Here is an 18776-nt window from a genome sequence, read left to right as displayed (position 1 = left end):
TAAAGGATCGGTATAGGATAGATAAAGGATAGCTATAGGATAGCGCCGGAAGGTCGGGGGTAAAATAGTATCATCAAGGCAAACGCGAATGACGTATTTTGCAAAAATGATCCTCGAACTCTGCCTGGTATTTTTCCTCATTGCATTGATCTATTCCTCCGCCGGCTTTGGCGGCGGCTCCAGCTACCTGGCTTTGCTGGCCCTGTATGGCGTGGGTTTCCAACTGGTGAAATCTACTGCGCTGATCTGCAACGTGGCCGTTGTGGCGGGCGGCGTGTGGCAGTTCCATGCCAGCGGACAATTACCCTGGAAAAAGGCTTTGCAGCTGAGCGTGTTCAGCATACCCATGGCCTTTGTGGGCAGTTATATGCCGGTGAAGCAGGAAACATTTTTCCTGTTGCTGGGCCTGGCGCTGGTGCTGGCGGCTGCTTTGATGGGTGTGAAGCTGGTCAGGGAAAAACAATATGCGGTGAGGGAAAGGCGCGGCTGGCAGTTTACCGCCGTGGGCGGGGCGATCGGTTTTTTATCGGGCATTACGGGTATTGGCGGCGGTATTTATCTTGCGCCGGTGCTGCGTTTGGGCCGGTACGATTCGCCGAAGCATATAGCAGGGCTCTGCAGTTTTTTTATTCTCGTGAATTCGCTGGCGGGTTTATTAGGGCAGTGGGCGAAAAGCGCGGTGGTGTTCGATGCGGGCGTTACATTGCCTTTGCTGGCGGCCGTTGTCGCCGGGGGACAAATAGGCGCAAGGCTGAGCGCATCCCTGCTGAAACCGCGGTGGGTGGAAGTGGCCACCGCTGTGCTGATCCTGTATGCAGGCATCAGGCTGCTGGTGAAATAAACTTTCAACCGCCGATGGCAGACATGCTTTCCATGATCCTCCGCGCATTCGCCCGTTCAGCCTGGAAGCCGTCCGCATGTTTGCCGGCAATGGCTGTCCTGATCTCATCCATCAACATATTATCCGGGATACCTTCTCTTAAAAGATCGCGCACATTCAGCGCATCATGGCCATATAAACAGGTTTTGAGCCCGCCGGTGGGCGTAATGCGCAGGCGGTTGCAGGTGCCGCAGAACGTTCTGCTGAAAGCGGGTATCACGCCGATGTTCCCTTTGTGGCCGGGTATGCTGTAATTCAGCGAAGTGCTGCCGGGCGCATCGGGGAGTTTTTGCAGGGGGAATGTTTTCCCGATATAATCCAGTATGCGCCGGTAATTCCATTGTATGCCAGAGAAGCCGTTGCCCTGGCCGTTGAAGGGCATTTCTTCAATGAACCTTACTGATAAAGGATATTGTTCCGTTAAAGCGGTGAAAGCCGCCAGCTCGTCTGTATTTACATTGTTCATCACCACCATGTTGATCTTCACGTCCATGTCATGCTCCAGCAAGGTGTGCAGCGTTTGCATCACGGCGGCGAACTGGTCGCGGCGGGTGATCTGCCGGAAACGCTCTGCCTGCATGGTGTCCAGGCTGAGGTTCACTTTCCGGATACCGAGCTTTTGCAATGCAGGTACGAACGGCGCCGTGAGCACGCCGTTGGTGGTGATGGCAGTTTCGCAATAGCCGGAGAGTACTTCAAGCAGCGAAAGCAGGTCCTTGCGGAGGAATGGCTCCCCGCCTGTGATGCGTATCCTTTGAATGCCTTCAGCAGCCAGCAGCTGCACGATGCGGGTGATCTCCCCGTAAGTGAGCAGCGCCGCGCGGTCCAGGAACTGCATTTTCTCCGGCATGCAGTAAGTGCAGCGGAGGTTGCAGCGGTCGGTAACCGCAAGGCGAAGGTAGTTGATGGGCCGGTTATGTTTGTCGGTCAGCATGTCAGCAGTTTTTCCCCGCATCCGGGTTCTCGAAAGCATGGCTATCATCTTCGTCGCGAACCGTCAGGCATTTGAAATCTTTTTCCACCAGTATCTTCAGCACAGAGCCATCCGGGTTTTCGAACTGGTGGTCAAACCCGACTTCAGCCGGTTCGAACATGCGGCTGAGCCAGGCAGCGGGAATGCCCAGGTGTACGCCCCCGTTTTCCAGTTCAATGGCGGGCGTGCTGATATTGCTGCGGGAACGTATGCAGAAATGCAGCGTACCGGCGCCGATATGGGTATGCTCTTCTGTTTTGCCCGTTTCCTGCAACCTGGCCACATCCGCCTGGTCCAGCCTGTAACGGATGCTGTTTCCCCTGATCCTGATCTTCATGTTGAAATATTTTTATTGGCAAATAATGAGCGTGTTATTGTAGCTTTATACTGTCATGAAAATTATGTTTTTCGGTATCACGAAAGAGCTGGCGGGCGGCGCATCACGGGAAGTTACGGAGAAGTTTGCAACCGTGGGTGACCTCCGTGCCTGGCTGAGCCTGCAATACCCTTCCATGCTGAACCTGAAGAAGGTGATGATAGCGGTGAACAAAGCGTATGCAAACGATGAGCAACCGTTGGCGGAAAGCGATGAAGTGGCCGTTATCCCTCCTTTGAGCGGCGGGTAAAAATTACGAGATGGAATCATTGATAAAAATTGTTTCGGACATACGCACGGAAGAAGCCATCAGCTTCGTGGAAAGCCCCGGAAGCGGCGGCATCGTCACTTTCATTGGCACTGTCAGGAACCAGACGATGGGAAAACCTGTGCTGAAGCTTTTCTTCGAAAGCTACGAACCCATGGCCCTGCTCGAAATGGAAAAGATCGCGCAGCAGGCCGCCCTGCAATGGAATGTGCAGCGCATCGCCATCATTCACGCTACCGGCGAAAAACTGCCGGGCGAAGAAGTGGTAGTGATCGCCGTGGCTGCCCCGCATCGCGCGGCTGCCTTTTCCGCCTGCCAGTTCGCCATCGACACGCTCAAAGAAACAGTGCCCATCTGGAAGCAGGAATTCTTTGAAGACGGCGCTGTATGGGTGGCGGCGCATCCCTGATATATTTTTTCCAGCCCTCATTTCAGTTTCTCCTTTGCATTCTCCATTTCCTCCGGCGTATTGGCATTGTATTGTTCGCGCCGGAAAGGGTTTTCCAGTAATACGGTATCAAGACCGGCCAGCGTTTTGCGCGGACAGGTTTTCCCTTCCCTGAAATCCTTTTCCAGTTGCGCCAGCGCAGCGGGTTCCCAAATGGCGATGAGCGGCTCGGGCTGTTCGTTGAACGGGCTGATGAATGCAGTGGCAGGCCGCTGCGGCTGCCTTTTTTCCATCAGCAGCGCAATGCTTTGCTCGCTGATCAGCGGCAGGTCGCAGGCCAGCACCAGCCACGATGCGGCCGGATCATGCGCGTGGGCGCTGAGCAGCCCGGCAGAGGGGCCTGCGCCTTCAAGGCTGTCGTAAATAATATTGTCGCAGCCGGGGAACGTTTGCCCTTCGCGGGCGGAGAGCCATACTTCCGGCACAAAGCCTTTCAGCAGCCCATGCAAATATTGCCACTGCGGTTGGCCGTGATAATCGATCAGGCTTTTGTCCTGCTGCATGCGCAGGCTTTTCCCGCCGCAGAGCACCAATCCCTTAAGCGCCATGTTTACCTCCTTTTTTTACAATGAGCTTTGTTTTATGAAGTGCAATGTTCATATGTATGCTTGTTGCCACCCTAGGCTTTGTTTCACGAAGCGCTATGATCATGTTTGCCCCCCGTTTTTGCAATGAGCTTTGTGTTGCGGATCACAATTTCCATGGAAAGGGCTTTGCACATATCGTAAACAGTGAGTGCGGCCACACTGGCGCCCGTGAGCGCTTCCATCTCAACGCCGGTTTTGCCCTGCGTTTTCACCGTGCAGCGGATCACCGCTTCTTCTCCTTCCAGCACGATCGTTACGCTGCAATGGTGCAGCAGCAGCGTATGGCAAAGCGGGATCAGCTCCGGCGTTTTTTTGGCTGCCATGATCCCCGCGATGATGGCGGTCTGGAACACAGCGCCTTTTTTCGTTACCAGCTCTTCACCGTTCATGCAGCTGCGCACGGCCGCGGGCAGGAATACCCTGCTTTCCGCTATGGCCGTTCTTTCGGTATCGGCCTTGCCGCCCACATCCACCATATGCGGACGGTCTTGCCCGTCCAGGTGTGTGAACGCCGTATTTGACGCATTGCTCATAATTGAATAAATTTATCGTAACTAAAGTCTTTTATCGCATGATGTCTGTTCCGGATGCTTTTAAAGCAGTAATGGCCGCTGTGAAAGACACAGGTACCACTACCGTGTTGCTGGAAGCGGCTGCCGGCCGCATATTGCGGGAGCAGGTGGTGGCAGACCGGCCTTTCCCGCCCTACGACCGTGTAACGATGGATGGTATTGCCATTGCTTACGAAAGTTATGCCCGCGGCCAGCGGGTGTTCGGGCTGGAAGATGTGCAGGCCGCCGGTATGCCGCGCATGCAGCTGGCCAACCTGGCGGATTGTATGGAGGTGATGACCGGCGCCATCCTGCCGGAACTGACCGACACGGTGATCCCCTATGAACATCTTCAGCAAACGGAACATGAAGGTTTCAAACGTTTTACAATAGAGAAGGAAGTACAGGCGGGGCAGAACATTCATGCCGAAGGCAGCGATGTTCCGGCGGGTAAGGTGTTGCTGAGCCCCGGCATACGGATAGGCGCGGCGGAAGCCGGCGTGCTGGCCAGCGTGGGAAAAGCGGAAGTGAAAGTGAGCAAGCTGCCCCGCGTGTACCTGGTGGCCACCGGGGACGAGCTGGTGGAGATACGTTCCGCGCCCGAACGGCACCAGGTGCGTATGTCTAACGTATACAGCATCGCCGCGGCCCTGCATGCGCTGGGCATTCCCGCGGATATCATCCACCTGCGCGACGAGCCGCACAGCATGGAACAGCAGCTCCGGCCCCTGCTCACTAAATCGGATGTGCTGGTATGTACGGGTGCTGTTTCTGCCGGTAAATTCGATCATCTGCCACAAGTATTGGAGCGCTGCGGCATGCAGCGCGTGTTTCATAAAGTTGAACAGCGGCCCGGGAAGCCTTTCCTGTTCGGTACCGTTCCCAATGGGCCGGTAGTGTTCGCTTTGCCGGGAAACCCGGTGTCGGTACAACTTTGTTATTATCGTTATATCCAGCCCTGGCTGCTGGCCTGCCTGCATCATGCGCCGGAAGAACAGCTGTTTGCCGCGCTGGAAACGGACGTGAAATTTGATAAGCCCCTCACTTATTTTCTCCCGGTACAGCTGCAATACGCGCCCGGAGCCCGCATCACAGCCCGCCCCGTTACTTACGGCGGCTCCGGCGATATGGCTGCCCTGTTGCATGCCAACGCGTTTATGGAACTGCCGCCCGAACCGGAAATGTTTCCCGAAGGATCGGTGTTCCCGGTGTGGAAATTCAGGTGAGCGGCGCCGTCAGCGCGGCCAATGCCACCGGTGTGAATTCCCGGACCGGCGTTTCACAAATGTAGCAAGAATAATCCTCCGGTAATGCTGTTACAGGCGTACCTGCTGCAATTCCCCGCTCAGGATCTCCTGTTGTTTCGTCATAAATGGTCATGCACGAAGGACATTGATGTACGGTCTTCTCCGCATTGATATCCACGGAAACGGCCTTTTGCCCTGAAACATACTCCTGCAGCACGTTCCATTCGGTCCCTTTTTCGTAATAATGCCTGCACAATGAAGCGATGTAAGGCCCCAGGTGCTCCTTCAGCACTTCGCTGCGGTAAGGTATCAGCTGGTGCGTATTAGGATTGAAGTCCGGCGTATACAGCACATCATAACGCTGCAGGTATTTAAGTTTGCTGCGGTGCTTGTTTTCCTGCCGCCTGATCACGATAGAGCCGAAATGATGTTTGCCCATATCCAGGCTGATATTGAAGCACAGGCCGTAGGTCCGCACATCCGCCGTGTCGAAGTGGCGGATAATATGGCGTTTCAGGATCAGGCTGTCTTCGCAGTGGTCCGCCACCTGCCAGTTCAGTTCGTTGGCCGCATGCCGCACGTTGATGCCGTGTTTGCCAAGGATATAATCCCAGAGCTTGCGGTGCGCGGGTTCTATGTTTTTAATGATAACGGATTTCCACGGCGTTGCATAGAACTGCCCGATGCCGGTTTCCAGGCAAACGGAGCAGATGTCTTTCAGGAAAGCCACGTCAAACACCTCGTCGCGGCGGTAGATGCCCAGCCAGTATTGACTGTCGTACCGGTTAAAACCTTCGTAATAGGGAAGGTGGAAAGCCGGCAGCTCCAGCTCCCTGTCGATGTCGCGGCTGATGCAATCCAGCGTGGTGCTGAGCAGGGATTGAGGTTTTTGCTGCTGTTTGATCCGGGTTTCCAGCGCGGCGCTCACCTGCGGGATGCTGTTGGTATAGATCAGCCGCGGCCAGCGCCAGGTCTCGGTTTGACCGGGATAACGTACATACAGGTACCAGTAATGCGGATGCGGCGAAGCGATCCAGTTGAGATGCCCGCTGAACAGTGGCACGAATGTCTGGCGGCTGTCGCAGATGTTGATCTTCAGCTGCGGCTGTGCCAGCGTGTCGAAAATATCTTTGTAGATGCCCTCTGTGAGCCATGAATCGGTGATGAAGATGCCCGCGGCAGGGTAGGAGCTGGTGATGTTGGGCGCGGACTGGTCCAGGTGGAAATGAATTTCTTTCCGGCGGCAAACGTCTTCGAATGTATCGAAGTGTTTGTAAGGCACCTGCAGGAACAGCTGCTGGCGCAGGCCGAAGCGCACATCTTCCACCCTGGCGGCTTCCGCCGCTTCCAGTATCTCCAGCAAATAGCCGGGCGATATGATGCCCCCGGTGAAATTAAACCGTACCAGATGTGATTGCTTGGCCATGATGAGTGGTTTTAATGGAAGGAAGCGCCTGTTCCAGCAGCCTCAATACTTCAGGGCGGCAGCTTCCGCAGCCCATTCCCGCGCCGCTTGCGCGGCAAACGCCATCCAGGTCTGTATGTCCGCCACGGATCGCTTCTTTGATGTTGCCGTCGCCCACATTGCCGCAGGAGCAGATGAGCTTGCCCAGCACCGGCGCGCCTTTTTTGCCTGAGCGCAGCAGCTCCAGCCGTTTGTCAGACAGTTCAGTTTTCTGCCTGATAAGGTCGCGGAACTCCGCCAGTTCGCTTTTATCGCCGATGAGGATGGCGCCTACCAGCTTGTCCTGGTGTATGATGCATTTTTTATAATAACGTTTCGCTTTGTCTATGAATATCACTTCTTCATAAGCAGGATCGCCGGGCGTTTCCACCATGCCGAGCGAGCAGAGGTCCATGCCCTGCACCTTCAGGATGTTGATGAACAGCGAGCCTTCATAATAACCGGCAATATCCCCGTTGAGGAAACGCGCTACCACGGCGGCTTGTTGCTCCGCGGCGGCGGTGATACCGTACAGTATGTTTTCGAATGCGGCGATCTCGCCGATGGCAAAAATAGACGGGTCGCTGGTTTGCAGGTATGGGTTCACCACCACGCCGCGGTTGCATTCCAGTTTGGCTGCCTGCGCAAGTTCTATGTTCGGTATGGTACCGATGGAAAACACGACGGCCTGGCAATCGATGTAGCGGCCGCTTTTCAGGCGGATGCCTTCTACCTGGCGGGTGCCGGAGAATTGTTCTATTTCGTCGTTGAAGAATATTTCGATATCTCTTTCTTTGAGTTCTTCGCTGAGCAGCTGCGCGCCGAGCGCGTCCAGCTGGCGGTCCATGAGCCGCGAGGTGCGCTGTATCACGGCTACGCTGATGTTCATTTCCCGGAGGGAAGCGGCAAGCTCGATGCCGAGAAGGCCGCCGCCGGCAATTACCACTCTTCCTTTTTCGGGAGAGATGTGCTGCATGAAATCGTCTGCATTCCTGCGGGTGCGCATGGTGAAGATGCCGTTCATCTCCGGCGTGTCTTTAAGCGTGGCGGCCCTGCTGCCGGTGGCGAGGATGAGCACGTCGTAATCGTGCACAATGCCTTTGCTGTCCGTCACCTGCTTGTGTTCCCTGTCTATGTTCGTTACGCTCACGCCGCGGTACAGGGTGATGTTGAGCGTTGCTTCTTCAGCGTCAGACATCTTCACCAGTTGCGCCCATTCCTGGGCGCCACTGATGTAGTCAGGCAACATAACGCGGTTATAAAAAGGCAGATCTTCCTTACTGAATACGGTGATGGGGTCGGTCCTGTTCAGCCCGCGGTACGAGCGTACAAAGCCGCATGCGCCTGCCCCCGCGCCGATCACGATTATTTTCTGCAAAGGTTTGCTGTACCTCGCTACTTCCACGGCGGCAAACTTCAGGTCTGGCTGACGGGAGATAGGATCGGTGAGGTTGTTGGTGAGATTGTTCGCCCGGTTCAGGTCGTTCTGCAATATCTTGCCCCAGTGCATGGGCAGGAAAACCACGCCGGGCTTAATGTCCCTGCTGATCTTCGCCTTTACGCGCACCTGCCCGCGGGGGCTGGTCACTTCCACGAGATCGTCCTGCCGGATGTTGCGGGCTTCCGCATCCTGTGGGTGTATTTCGAGGAAAGACGATGCGATATGCTGTTTGAGCTTGCTCACCTTTCCTGTTTTGCTCATGGTATGCCACTGGTCGCGGATGCGGCCGGTGGTGAGGATGAGCGGGAAATCACCGTCAGGAGCTTCGGAGGTATTGCCGTCGCTCACGGTGTGGATAATGGCTTTCTGGTGTTTGGTATAAAAAAGATGGTCGGTAAACAGGCGGGCGGTGCCCTGGCCGTTGTTGTACGGCCATTGAATGCTTCTCCGTTCCTGTAATATCTTGTAGGAAAGGCCGCTGATGTCTATACGCGTGCCGGCGGTAAGCCTGCAATGTTCGTCGTATATCTCGGAAGGATTCGTATAATCAAAACCGTTATAACCCATTTTTTGTGCGAAACGGCAGATGATCTCTGCGTCCGGCAAGGCTTCGCCGGGCGGCTCTGTGATCTTCGCGAGGTAGCTGATGCGGCGTTCCGCATTGGTCATGGTGCCTTCTTTCTCCGCCCAGGCCGCTGCCGGCAGTATAACGTCTGCATACTTCAGCGTTTCGGGTTTGGAGGAAATTTCCTGTACCACCACAAAGCTGGCTTTCTGTAATGCGGCTTCCATGGCGCGTGCGTCAGGGAGGGACACGAGCGGGTTGGAACCCATGATCCATATGGCTTTCAGGCTGCCTTTCTCCAGGGCGGCGAACATGTCTGTTGCGGTAAGCCCCGGTTTGTCTGAAATAGTGGTGCCGCCCCAGAACGCCTGTACTTCGGCGCGGTGGGCCGGATCGTCCAGCAAACGGTGGGCGGGCAGCAGGTTGGCCAGCCCCCCTGTCTCTCTTCCTCCCATGGCGTTCGGCTGCCCGGTGAGCGAAAATGGCCCATTGCCGGGCTTGCCGATCTTGCCGGTGATAAGGTGGAGATTTATAAGGCTGAGATTCTTGGAAACACCTACGGCACTCTGGTTCAGCCCCATGGTCCACATGGTCATGAACCCGCGGGATGCGCCGATCATGGCCGCCGCTTCGTAAAGCTGCTGCTCCGGGATGCCGCAGATAATAGCGGCTTCTGCAATACTGCGCTGCATCACGGCATCCCGGTAACGTGCAAAACCTTCGGTGCGCTGGTGTATAAAATTTTTATCGGTATGACCCTGCTCTATCAGCAAACGGCCAATGGCATGATGTAATACGATGTCTGTACCCGGATTGACCTGCAGGTGCAGGTCTGCCGCGGCGCAACTCTGTGTAACGCGCGGATCGCTCACTATAATGCGCAGCGCTGGATTGGCGGCCTTTGCAGCTTCTATCCTGCGCCAGAGAATAGGGTGGCACCAGGCGGGATTGGCGCCGGCTACAAAGATGCAATCCGCCAGTTCTATATCGTCGTAGGTGCCCGGCACGGCGTCTTCGCCCAGCGACATCTTATAGGCGGCCACAGCGCTGCTCATGCACAGGCGCGAATTGGTGTCTATGTTATTACTGCCGATGAAACCTTTGATCAGCTTGTTGACCACGTAATATTCTTCGGTGAGGCATTGGCCGGAGGCGTAAAATGCCACGGCATCCGGACCATAGCGGCGGATGATGCTTCTGAAAACCGCGGCGGCCCTGTCCAGCGCCTGGTCCCAGGAAACTCTCATCCTTGGCGCGTTGCGGTGGTAACGCATTTCAGGGTGAAGCAGCCGGTCGCTGGTGTCCATCACGGTGTAGTGCAGGTTCATGCCTTTGGAACAAAGCATGCCCCGGTTCACGGGATGGTCTTTGTCGCCCTCGAGGCTGAGTTTCCCCTGCCTGTCGCGGTGAACAACGATCCCGCATCCTACGCCGCAGTAACAACAGGTGGTTTTGAAGCTGGACATATTATTGCGTGATAAGGTTTGGAACCCTGCGCGAAGCGGGTTCTTTGGAAAATCCCGTGAACAGTACAATACAGCCGGTGGCGATCACTGCGTAAGCGATCCAGGTGAAAGCCTGTTCGTAGGAAATATTATCTGCTTTGAAAAGAAACCCGAACAGCATGCCGCCCAGGTTGCCGCCTGCGCCCACGATGCCGCTCACAAGGCCCACATTCCGTTTGTCTATGAAAGGCACAATGCCATAAGTGGCGCCATTCGCCATCTTCAGGAATAACGCAAAGCCGATCATGGCGATGATGGCCAGTTTGAGGCTGGCGGCCCCGGCAAAGAGCAACAGTCCCCCGCCTTCAGCCAGCAGCACAAAAGCCAGCAGGATGCCTTTCCCTTTCAGTCCCTGTTTCAGGCCAACGCGGTCGGAAACGAAGCCGCCGAGCGCGCGGGCAAACAGGTTCATCAACCCGAATATCCCCGCCCAGAATCCTGCGCTGGCTTGGGAAAGATGGTAGGTGTCCACAAAGTGAAGGGAGGCTACGTTGTCGAAAGTGATCTCCATGCCAAAGCACATTGCGTAAGCGAGCATCAGTGCCCATACGCGCCAGTCTTTGAGAACAGACCAGTCGGTCTTCCCTTTCTCGGTATCGCGTTCTATCTCGTCGTAATTGCCTGCCGGCGTGTCTTTGGTGTATTTATGATAGAGGAAGGCCACGCCCAGCATCATCAATCCCGGCACGATCATGGCCAGCCGCCACGATTGCCCGGCGGTATACCCGAAACCCATGATGGCTGCAAAAATGAGCGGCATCACGATATTGGTAACGCCGCCGCCGAGGTTGCCCCATCCGCCGGTGATGGCGTTGGCTGTGCCTTTGATATTGGCGTCGAACATCATGGAGGTATGGAACTGCGTGATCACGAAGGATGCACCGATGGTGCCGATGGCCAGCCTGAACAGCAGGAAAGTGGCATAGTCCTGTGCGAACCCGGCGAAAAATACAGGAATGGAACCGAACAACAGCAGGCGCACGGCGGTTTTGCGGGGTCCCCAGGTGTCGCAGAGGCGGCCGATGATGAGGCGCGCGATGATGGTGCCTGATACGGAAGCGATCATGACGTTGCCTACCTGCGATTTGGTCAGTCCAAGATCCGCACGGATGGTCGGCATCAGCGGCGCGAGGCCGAACCAGCCGAAGAAACAGACGAAAAACATCAGCCAGGTGATGTGGAAGGTGCGCATCTGCACCGTGGCCAGGCTAAAAAGCGAGAGTTTGCGCAGCGGTTCTTGTAACGGATTTTTCATGTAAATTTGAGAGATTTTAAGTGAGCCAATCGGTTAAAATTCAGAAGCCCGGCCAGTCTGCAAACTGCCGGGTTTCGCTTTTACAGTGCTTCCACCGTTACCTGCACATCCGCTTCCACACCGGCTTGTATGCCGATGTACACGCGGTCGTCCTCTAACCTTACCGGGTATACAGTTAATGAGCATTCATGTTCGTCGCTAAGGCAGCGGCCGTCTGCCAGGGAAAATGTTTTTTTGTGAAAAGGGCATGCTACTTTGGGCTCGCCCTGGTGCGTGCCGGTCATGCCGCGGCTGAGCGCCATCTGGCGGCGGTGCGGGCAAAGGTTTTGCGTGGCATACCAGCTGTTGCTGCGCGAGAAATAAAACAGCGCGATCTGTTCGTCTTTGTACTTGATGCAAACGCCGCCGTTCTGCGGCACATCAGTCGTTTTACAGGCAAAGAACCAGGTGATGGCGGTTGAGCTGATCGTTGACATAGTTCGGTGAGTTTGGTTATTTCCAGTCCGCTGCTTTTTTCTGCTCGCGGAGCGTTTCAAATTTTACGGTCGGATCTTTTTCTTCGGGCGCGTTGATGAAATGCGAGAATTTCTTCCGCAGCTCGGGACTGTCCACCACTTCTTTCCATTCGCATTTGTAATTGTCCACCAGGAACTGCATTTCCGCTTCGAGCGATTCAGCGATGCCCAGGCTGTCGTTTACCACCACGTTGCGCAGGTAATCGATGCCGCCTTCGAGCTTGTTCAGCCAGGTGGCGGTACGGGTCAGCGGGTCGGCGGTTTTGATGTAGAACATCAGGAAGCGGTCTATGTAGCGGATGCAGGTCTCGCTGTCCAGGTCCTGCGCGAGCAATAACGCGTGCTGGGGCTTGGAGCCGCCGTTGCCGCATACGTAAAGGTTCCAGCCTTTTTCGGTGGCTATGATGCCGAAGTCTTTAGACTGTGCTTCCGCGCATTCCCTGATGCAGCCTGATACGGCGCTCTTGATCTTATGCGGCGCGCGCAGGCCGCGGTATCTTTCTTCTATGCGGATGGCATAGCTCACGCTGTCGTGCAGGCCGAAGCGGCACCAGGTGGAACCGACGCAGCTCTTCACGGTCCTCAGCGCTTTGCCGTAAGCGTGCCCGCTCTCGAAACCCGCTTCAATAAGGGCTTCCCAGATAGCGGGCAGGTCGCCGAGGTGCGCGCCGAACATATCGATGCGCTGGCCGCCGGTGATCTTGGTATATAAATTATATTCCTTGGCAATAGTGCCTATTACGATGAGCTTGTCTGGCGTGATCTCTCCGCCCGGGATGCGGGGCACCACGGAATAGGTGCCGCCTTTCTGGATGTTGGCGAGGTAGCGGTCGTTGCTGTCCTGCGCGGTATCGTTGCCTTTGGCGAGTATCATGTCGTTCCACAGGCTGGCCAGTATGGAGCTGATCACGGGTTTGCACACTTCGCAGCCTTCACCGTGACCGTAATGGTCCAGCGCTTCGTCGAAAGAGCGGAGTGATTTTACTTTGATGAGGTCCAGCAGTTCCTGGCGGGAGTAGTCGAAGTGCTCGCACACCACGTTGCGGATGTATTTGCCCTGCGCCTTCATGGTGGCGGTGATGAGATCTTTCACCATCGGCGTGCAGCCGCCGCAGCAGGTGCCGGCCTTGGTACATTTTTTAACGGCGTCGAGGGTTTCGTTGCCTGCTTCTACTGCCTGGCAGATGGCGGCTTTAGTGATGCTTTCGCAGCTGCAGATCACCGCGTCATCCGGTAGCGCGTCCACGCCTGCGCCTGCGGAAGCGGCGCCGTTGCGGGGGCCGAGCAGTACGTCTGCGGGGTTGGGAGGCAGCACGATATTGTTCTTGCAGGTTTGCAGCAGCATGTTGTAGGCATCGGCGTTGCCGATGAGGATGCCGCCGAGAAGGTATTTCCCGTCCTGCGAAATATTGATGCGCTGGTAAATCCCGCTGATGCTGTCTTCCATCACGATGCTGTGGCTCTGGTCCGGGGCGGTGAACGGGTTGCCGAAGCTGGCCACGTCTACGCCGATCAGTTTCAGCTTGGTGCTCATATCGAAGCCGGTGAAGGATTTTTGAGAAGCGGCGGCGTCGATGATGTGTGAAGCCGCTACTTCCGCCATTTCGTAGCCGGGGGCTACCAGGCCGTAGATCATACCATTATATAATGCGCATTCGCCTACGGCGTAAATGGAGGGATCGCTGGTTTGCAGCTGGTCGTTCACCACGATGCCGCCGCGCGGCCCGGTTTCAAGGCCGCAGGCTGCCGCCAGCTCGTCGCGCGGTTTGATGCCGGCTGAGATCACGAGCATATCTGCATCCAGGGCTGTGCCGTCGGAGAACTGGAGGCCGGTAATGGTGTCTTCGCCAAGGATGCCGGAGGTATTTTTGCCGGTGAGCACTTCAAGGCCCAGGCTCTGCAGTTTGGACTGTAATACAAAAGAACCTTTATCGTCGATCTGCCGGGGCATAAGCCTCGGCGCGAATTCGATCACGCTGGTACGGGTGATGCCAAGGTCCAGCAGGGCTTTGGCCGCTTCCAGCCCCAGCAGCCCGCCGCCTATCACGGCGCCGCGGGTGGCGCGGGGAGCGTAGTCCTTCATCAGCTCCAGGTCTTCGATGGTGCGGTAAATAAATACGCCTTTTTTATCCGTACCTGCTATATTGGGTACAAAAGCGGCGGAGCCGGTGGCCATCACGAGAAAGTCGTAAGATTCGGTAATGCCTTTCAGGGAAGTGACCGTTTTTTGTGCCCGGTCTATTATATGAACTGGGTCGCCGAGGTGGAGGGTGATGTTTTGGGAAGCGTACCAGCTGGCCGGGGCGAGGGAAAGGTCTTCCGCGGTTTTGCCGGCAAAGTACTCGCTGAGGTGCACCCTGTCGTACGCGGGAAGGGTCTCTTCGCCGAAAATGACGATCCGGGCGGTGTTTGTGCCGAGTTTTTGTGTGATCTTCTCACAGAATTTGTGGCCGACCATGCCATTACCAATTACTACGATCTTCATACTAAGATATATTAATAAATAATTAATATAATTGAAATCAGCTTTAAAAACGTAGAAATTGTATCAGGTGTATGATCTGTATCATAAATTTAAGGCAAAATGTTTTAATTTTAGGCATTATTGGACTAATATTAGTCATATAATTATTATTATAATGTATTTTCTATGCCAAAACCTGCATTATCTTTAATAGGAGCCGGCCCCGGGGACCCGGAAATGATCACACTCAAAGCCATCCGCACCCTGGCCACGGCTGATGTTGTGCTGTACGACGCCCTGGTAAACCCGCAGCTGCTGGAATACGCCACCAAACCAGGGGTAGTTCTCAGTTTTGTAGGCAAACGTTATGGCTGCCATGCGCTTTCCCAGGAGGAGATCAATGACCTGATCATCAGCTCCGCCCGGGAATATGGCCATGTGGTACGGCTAAAGGGAGGCGACCCTTTCGTGTTCGGCAGGGCGGTGGAAGAAATTGAAGCGGCCTCCAGGGCAGGCATACCGGTAAATGTAGTACCCGGCATCTCCAGCGCGCTGGCGGTACCGGCCATGCAGATGATCCCGCTTACCAGCAGGGGCGTGGCGGAAAGTTTCTGGGTAACCACGGGCACCACCCGCAGCGGCGACATCTCCGGCGACATATACCTGGCCGCCCAATCAACCGCCACGGTCGTGATCCTGATGGCTATGAGCCGCATCGGCGCTATCATGGACATTTTCCGGGAGGCCGGCAAGGGATCGGTACCTGTGGCGGTGATCCAGAACGGTACTACAGAACAGGAACGGATCATCACCGGCGCCGTGTCGGGAATTGCCGCCGCAGCGGAGGCGCAGGGCATTGAAAATCCTGCCATTATTGTGGTGGGGGAAGTGGTGAAGTGGCGGGAGCAGCTGGCGGGCATCATTGCAGCCGGCGCAGAAAGACATATAATATATGAAGAAAGATAAACAGGGCTGCGATACCGGCACCTGCATGGTATGCCGCCTTTGCATGAAGGAATGGCTGCCGGCGGTGGAGGCGGGCAGCGTACATTTTACCTACCGGAAAGGGCAGGAGCTGTTCAAAGAAGGAGACCCGGTGAAAGGGATCTTCTTCATTTATAAAGGCAGCGTAAAAGTACATAAGCATTGGGATGAGGACAAAGAGCTGATCGTCCGTTTCGCAAAAAAAGGCGATATCGTCGGGCACCGCGGCATCGGCTTTGAACCGGTGTATCCCGTTACGGCCACCGCGCTGGAAGCGGTCACGGTATGTTATTTTGATATTGCTTTCTGGGAGGCTTCGCTGAAAGTGAACCACCAGCTGTTATATGAACTGATGCTGTTCTACGCAAGGGAACTGCAGGAATCAGAAAGAAAGATGCGCAACCTCGCACATATGCCGGTGAAAGGAAGGATCGCGCAGGCGCTGATCTCGCTGGAAAATAAATTCGGCAGGAACGGGAGCGGGTTTATCGACTTCGGCTTGTCGCGGCAGGACCTTGCTTCTTACATCGGCGCCACTTATGAAACCACGTTCAGGATGTTGCAGGAAATGATCCAGGAGCACCTGATCGTGATGTCAGGAAAAGAAATAGCCGTGGCAGACAGGGCCGGGCTCCTGCGTTTGTGCGGGCTGCCTGCTGATCAAACATGAATTACATCGATGTAGCTGCGAATTATAACAACCGTTCCGTTTTTTTTCAAGATATTGGCGCAGTAAAATTCCACGGAGCCTGCAGGGCTCAATGCTAAACTTTCTGCACATGTCAATGGAACAAACAATGCGTTGGTTCGGGCCCAACGATCCTGTCAGCTTATGGGACATCCGGCAGGCAGGCTGCTCCGGCGTTGTAACAGCGCTGCATCACATTCCTCCCGGCGAAATATGGACCGTTACCGAGATCAGCCGCCGGAAAGCCATGATAGAAGCGGCCGGCATGCGCTGGTCTGTAGTTGAAAGCCTCCCCGTACATGAAGATATCAAACGCCGAACCGGCGATTACGCCCGTTTTATCGAAAATTATAAAATAAGCCTGCAAAACCTTGCCAGATGCGGCATTGCGGTGATCACTTACAATTTTATGCCGGTGATGGACTGGATGCGGACGGACGTTGCTTATGTAATGCCCGATGGCAGCCGCGCCCTGTATTATGAACGCAACGCCTTCATCGCCTTCGACCTTTACCTGTTGAAAAGGCCGGGCGCTGAAAAAGATTATACGGAAAAAGAGATCGCCGCCGCACGGCAACGACTGCACGAAATGAGCGATGCGGAAAAAGGAACGCTCTTCCATAATGCCCTGCTGGGCTTGCCCGGCAGCGACGACCGGTTTACGCCGGAAGCCGTTCTTGCCGCGCTCGGCAAATACGCGCACATCAACGCAGAACTGCTCCGCGAACATCTTTTTTATTTCCTGCGCGAAGTAGTGCCTGTTGCGGAATCGCTTGGCCTCAGCCTGGCCATTCATCCGGACGATCCTCCGTATCCTTTGCTGGGCCTGCCCCGCATTGTGAGCACGGAAGCAGACCTTGAAGCGATCCTGCAGGCGGCGCCTTCGCCCGCCAACGGCCTGTGTTATTGCACCGGCTCGCTGGGCGTGCGGGCGGACAATGATCTGCCCGGCATCATCCGCCGCCATGGCGATCATATCCACTTTGTTCATCTCCGCAACATCCGCCGTGATCAGAACGGTAATTTCTATGAAGCAGACCACCTGGATGGAAATGTAAACATGTATGCCGTAGTGACCGAGCTCACGCGGGTGATGCGGCGGAGGAATATCTCACTGCCCATGCGCCCCGACCACGGCCACCAGATGCTGGACGACCTGAAAAAACAAACCTACCCGGGATACAGCGCCATCGGGCGTTTGAAGGGACTGGCGGAGATACGCGGGCTGGAATACGGCATCCTGCAACAACAAAACGTTGGTGATACTCCGATCAATTAATTCTATGTTTCAAAGCCGGATATTCTGCTGATCTTTGCGCAAACTACCCGGCTTTGAAACGATCGACCTACTTTTACCTGATCCTGATACTCGGAAGCCTTACAGCCCTCGGCCCTTTTACAATAGACATGTATCTGCCCGGCTTCGGAGCTATTGCTGAAGATCTCAATACAGATGTATCCAGCGTAGGCCTCACTTTATCCAGTTATTTTATCGGCATTTCCGCCGGCCAGCTGCTGTATGGCCCGCTGCTGGACCGTTTTGGCCGAAAAAGGCCGCTCTACCTGGGCCTGCTGTTATACATCCTGGCTTCCATCGGCTGTGTGTTAACGCAGAACATAGACCAGTTCATTATGCTGCGCTTCTTCCAGGCCATCGGCAGTTGCGCTGCCACGGTGGCTTCCATGGCGATGGTGCGCGACATCTTCCCGGTGAAGGAGAATGCGAAAGTGTTTGCCCTGCTCATGCTGGTTGTAGGCGCTTCGCCGATGATAGCGCCAACAGCCGGAGGTTATGTGACCACTGCATTCGGCTGGCATGCCGTATTTATCATCCTAACGGTAATGGGCATACTAATGCTGCTGGCCAGTATTTTCTGGCTGCCGGAAAGTTATAAGCCGGACACGTCGATGTCTCTCAAACCTGCGCCTATCATCCGCAACTTCTGGCAGGTGATGAAGGAGCCACAGTTCTACACGTATACGCTCACCGGCGCCATCGCTTTCTCCGCACTGTTCGCCTACGTATCCGCTTCTCCCAAAGTGTTCATGGACGTGCATCATGTGGACAAAAAGACTTTCGGCTGGATATTCGCCGCGCTGTCTGTCGGTTTCATCGGCTCCAGCCAGGTGAATACACTGGCATTGCGCAGGTTTACCAGCGAGCAGATATTGCCCGTGGCATTGGGTGTTCAATCGCTGATGGGATTGTTTTTCGTGCTCGCTGTAATGAACGGCTGGCTGGGCCTTTGGGGCACGCTGGAGGTATTGTTCGTGTTGCTGTGCTGCCTTGGTTTTGTGAATCCCAACACCGCCGCGTTGTCGCTGGCGCCGTTTGAAAGGAATGCGGGCAGCGCTTCTTCGCTGATGGGTGCTTTACAGATGGGCGTGGGTGCGCTGGCGTCTGTGTTTGTAAGTCTTGAAGAAGCGAACAGCGCCATGCCGCTGGCTTTGGTGATGACGGCAGCTGCTATGCTGGCGCTGTTGGTGCTGCTGGTATGCCGTCGCGCTATAGGCCGCGTGAAGCCGGCGGAGGCCTGAGCATGAAGTATTTTGTTACGGGAAAAAGTTATAATTTCCCACCACAA

Annotated in this window: 17 protein-coding genes; 8 read left to right on the top strand and 9 right to left on the bottom strand. The window is 55.4% G+C overall.

Annotated features, from left to right (window positions below; translation table 11 throughout):
• Window positions 1–106 precede the first annotated feature (106 nt).
• Entirely contained in the window at window positions 107–841 is a 735-nt protein-coding gene (locus R3I13_RS13585) for a sulfite exporter TauE/SafE family protein (protein WP_346318506.1), read from the top strand.
• A 4-nt stretch (window positions 842–845) separates the two neighbouring features.
• Here the strand turns inward: R3I13_RS13585 and moaA are convergent, their stop codons facing one another.
• Both moaA and R3I13_RS13575 read right to left on the bottom strand, forming a co-directional pair.
• Window positions 846–1814, bottom strand: a complete 969-nt coding sequence (gene moaA / locus R3I13_RS13580; RefSeq protein ID WP_346318505.1) for a GTP 3',8-cyclase MoaA — start codon at window positions 1812–1814, stop codon at window positions 846–848.
• Window position 1815: 1 nt separating this feature from the next.
• Complete coding sequence (locus R3I13_RS13575) at window positions 1816–2190, bottom strand: hypothetical protein (RefSeq protein WP_346318504.1); 375 nt, start codon at window positions 2188–2190, stop codon at window positions 1816–1818.
• Between the two features lie 55 nt (window positions 2191–2245).
• On the opposite strand from R3I13_RS13575, the gene moaD reads away from it, so the two are divergent.
• Both moaD and R3I13_RS13565 read left to right on the top strand, forming a co-directional pair.
• A complete protein-coding gene (moaD, locus tag R3I13_RS13570; RefSeq protein WP_346318503.1) occupies window positions 2246–2479 on the top strand; it encodes a molybdopterin converting factor subunit 1 in 234 nt (77 codons plus the stop codon).
• A 10-nt stretch (window positions 2480–2489) separates the two neighbouring features.
• Window positions 2490–2906 carry a molybdenum cofactor biosynthesis protein MoaE gene (locus R3I13_RS13565; protein ID WP_346318502.1) on the top strand — a complete coding sequence of 139 codons (417 nt, stop codon included), beginning with the start codon at window positions 2490–2492 and terminating at the stop codon, window positions 2904–2906.
• A gap of 17 nt (window positions 2907–2923) precedes the next feature.
• Here R3I13_RS13565 and R3I13_RS13560 read toward each other — a convergent pair whose 3' ends face one another.
• Both R3I13_RS13560 and moaC read right to left on the bottom strand, forming a co-directional pair.
• On the bottom strand, window positions 2924–3493 hold the full coding sequence (locus R3I13_RS13560) for a molybdenum cofactor guanylyltransferase (protein ID WP_346318501.1): 570 nt from the start codon (window positions 3491–3493) through the stop codon (window positions 2924–2926).
• An 83-nt stretch (window positions 3494–3576) separates the two neighbouring features.
• The gene (gene moaC, locus R3I13_RS13555; protein ID WP_346318500.1) at window positions 3577–4065 is read right to left on the bottom strand and encodes a cyclic pyranopterin monophosphate synthase MoaC; all 489 of its coding nucleotides are present in this window, start codon (window positions 4063–4065) and stop codon (window positions 3577–3579) included.
• Window positions 4066–4103: 38 nt separating this feature from the next.
• On the opposite strand from moaC, the gene R3I13_RS13550 reads away from it, so the two are divergent.
• Complete coding sequence (locus R3I13_RS13550; RefSeq protein WP_346318499.1) at window positions 4104–5309, top strand: molybdopterin molybdotransferase MoeA; 1206 nt, start codon at window positions 4104–4106, stop codon at window positions 5307–5309.
• Here the strand turns inward: R3I13_RS13550 and R3I13_RS13545 are convergent.
• The 5 genes from R3I13_RS13545 to nirB form a co-directional block, all read right to left on the bottom strand.
• Window positions 5302–6756 carry a rubredoxin gene (locus R3I13_RS13545; protein ID WP_346318498.1) on the bottom strand — a complete coding sequence of 485 codons (1455 nt, stop codon included), beginning with the start codon at window positions 6754–6756 and terminating at the stop codon, window positions 5302–5304. The genes R3I13_RS13550 and R3I13_RS13545 overlap by 8 nt on opposite strands.
• Window positions 6725–10246, bottom strand: a complete 3522-nt coding sequence (locus R3I13_RS13540) for a molybdopterin-dependent oxidoreductase (RefSeq protein WP_346318497.1) — start codon at window positions 10244–10246, stop codon at window positions 6725–6727. The genes R3I13_RS13545 and R3I13_RS13540 overlap by 32 nt, the downstream gene beginning before the upstream one ends.
• A gap of 1 nt (window position 10247) precedes the next feature.
• Entirely contained in the window at window positions 10248–11540 is a 1293-nt protein-coding gene (locus R3I13_RS13535) for a NarK family nitrate/nitrite MFS transporter (protein WP_346318496.1), read from the bottom strand.
• An 80-nt stretch (window positions 11541–11620) separates the two neighbouring features.
• Entirely contained in the window at window positions 11621–12016 is a 396-nt protein-coding gene (gene nirD, locus R3I13_RS13530; RefSeq protein WP_346318495.1) for a nitrite reductase small subunit NirD, read from the bottom strand.
• Between the two features lie 16 nt (window positions 12017–12032).
• Entirely contained in the window at window positions 12033–14540 is a 2508-nt protein-coding gene (gene nirB, locus R3I13_RS13525; protein WP_346318494.1) for a nitrite reductase large subunit NirB, read from the bottom strand.
• A 165-nt stretch (window positions 14541–14705) separates the two neighbouring features.
• Between nirB and cobA the strand changes: the two genes are divergently transcribed.
• From cobA to R3I13_RS13505, 4 genes are all read left to right on the top strand, one after another.
• A complete protein-coding gene (gene cobA, locus R3I13_RS13520; protein ID WP_346318493.1) occupies window positions 14706–15485 on the top strand; it encodes a uroporphyrinogen-III C-methyltransferase in 780 nt (259 codons plus the stop codon).
• Window positions 15472–16173 carry a Crp/Fnr family transcriptional regulator gene (locus R3I13_RS13515; protein WP_346318492.1) on the top strand — a complete coding sequence of 234 codons (702 nt, stop codon included), beginning with the start codon at window positions 15472–15474 and terminating at the stop codon, window positions 16171–16173. The genes cobA and R3I13_RS13515 overlap by 14 nt, the downstream gene beginning before the upstream one ends.
• 115 nt (window positions 16174–16288) lie before the next feature.
• A complete protein-coding gene (gene uxuA, locus R3I13_RS13510; protein WP_346318491.1) occupies window positions 16289–17470 on the top strand; it encodes a mannonate dehydratase in 1182 nt (393 codons plus the stop codon).
• A 53-nt stretch (window positions 17471–17523) separates the two neighbouring features.
• A complete protein-coding gene (locus R3I13_RS13505) occupies window positions 17524–18729 on the top strand; it encodes a multidrug effflux MFS transporter (RefSeq protein ID WP_346318490.1) in 1206 nt (401 codons plus the stop codon).
• Window positions 18730–18776 lie beyond the last annotated feature (47 nt).

Source organism: Chitinophaga sp. YIM B06452 (genome assembly GCF_039655965.1).
In the GTDB taxonomy this organism is placed as follows: domain Bacteria; phylum Bacteroidota; class Bacteroidia; order Chitinophagales; family Chitinophagaceae; genus Chitinophaga.
The sequence above is the reverse complement of the archived record's forward strand: the minus strand, read 5'-3'. Positions and strand labels throughout refer to the sequence as shown.

Coding starts and splice junctions, on each gene's coding strand:
- moaC (WP_346318500.1), bottom strand. CDS start 4,065: ATGAGCAATGCGTCAAATACGGCGTTCACACACCTGGACGGGCAAGAC.
- moaD (WP_346318503.1), top strand. CDS start 2,246: ATGAAAATTATGTTTTTCGGTATCACGAAAGAGCTGGCGGGCGGCGCA.
- nirD (WP_346318495.1), bottom strand. CDS start 12,016: ATGTCAACGATCAGCTCAACCGCCATCACCTGGTTCTTTGCCTGTAAA.
- moaA (WP_346318505.1), bottom strand. CDS start 1,814: ATGCTGACCGACAAACATAACCGGCCCATCAACTACCTTCGCCTTGCG.
- R3I13_RS13575 (WP_346318504.1), bottom strand. CDS start 2,190: ATGAAGATCAGGATCAGGGGAAACAGCATCCGTTACAGGCTGGACCAG.
- uxuA (WP_346318491.1), top strand. CDS start 16,289: ATGGAACAAACAATGCGTTGGTTCGGGCCCAACGATCCTGTCAGCTTA.
- R3I13_RS13550 (WP_346318499.1), top strand. CDS start 4,104: ATGATGTCTGTTCCGGATGCTTTTAAAGCAGTAATGGCCGCTGTGAAA.
- R3I13_RS13545 (WP_346318498.1), bottom strand. CDS start 6,756: ATGGCCAAGCAATCACATCTGGTACGGTTTAATTTCACCGGGGGCATC.
- cobA (WP_346318493.1), top strand. CDS start 14,706: ATGCCAAAACCTGCATTATCTTTAATAGGAGCCGGCCCCGGGGACCCG.
- R3I13_RS13515 (WP_346318492.1), top strand. CDS start 15,472: ATGAAGAAAGATAAACAGGGCTGCGATACCGGCACCTGCATGGTATGC.
- R3I13_RS13585 (WP_346318506.1), top strand. CDS start 107: ATGATCCTCGAACTCTGCCTGGTATTTTTCCTCATTGCATTGATCTAT.
- nirB (WP_346318494.1), bottom strand. CDS start 14,540: ATGAAGATCGTAGTAATTGGTAATGGCATGGTCGGCCACAAATTCTGT.
- R3I13_RS13535 (WP_346318496.1), bottom strand. CDS start 11,540: ATGAAAAATCCGTTACAAGAACCGCTGCGCAAACTCTCGCTTTTTAGC.
- R3I13_RS13540 (WP_346318497.1), bottom strand. CDS start 10,246: ATGTCCAGCTTCAAAACCACCTGTTGTTACTGCGGCGTAGGATGCGGG.
- R3I13_RS13560 (WP_346318501.1), bottom strand. CDS start 3,493: ATGGCGCTTAAGGGATTGGTGCTCTGCGGCGGGAAAAGCCTGCGCATG.
- R3I13_RS13565 (WP_346318502.1), top strand. CDS start 2,490: ATGGAATCATTGATAAAAATTGTTTCGGACATACGCACGGAAGAAGCC.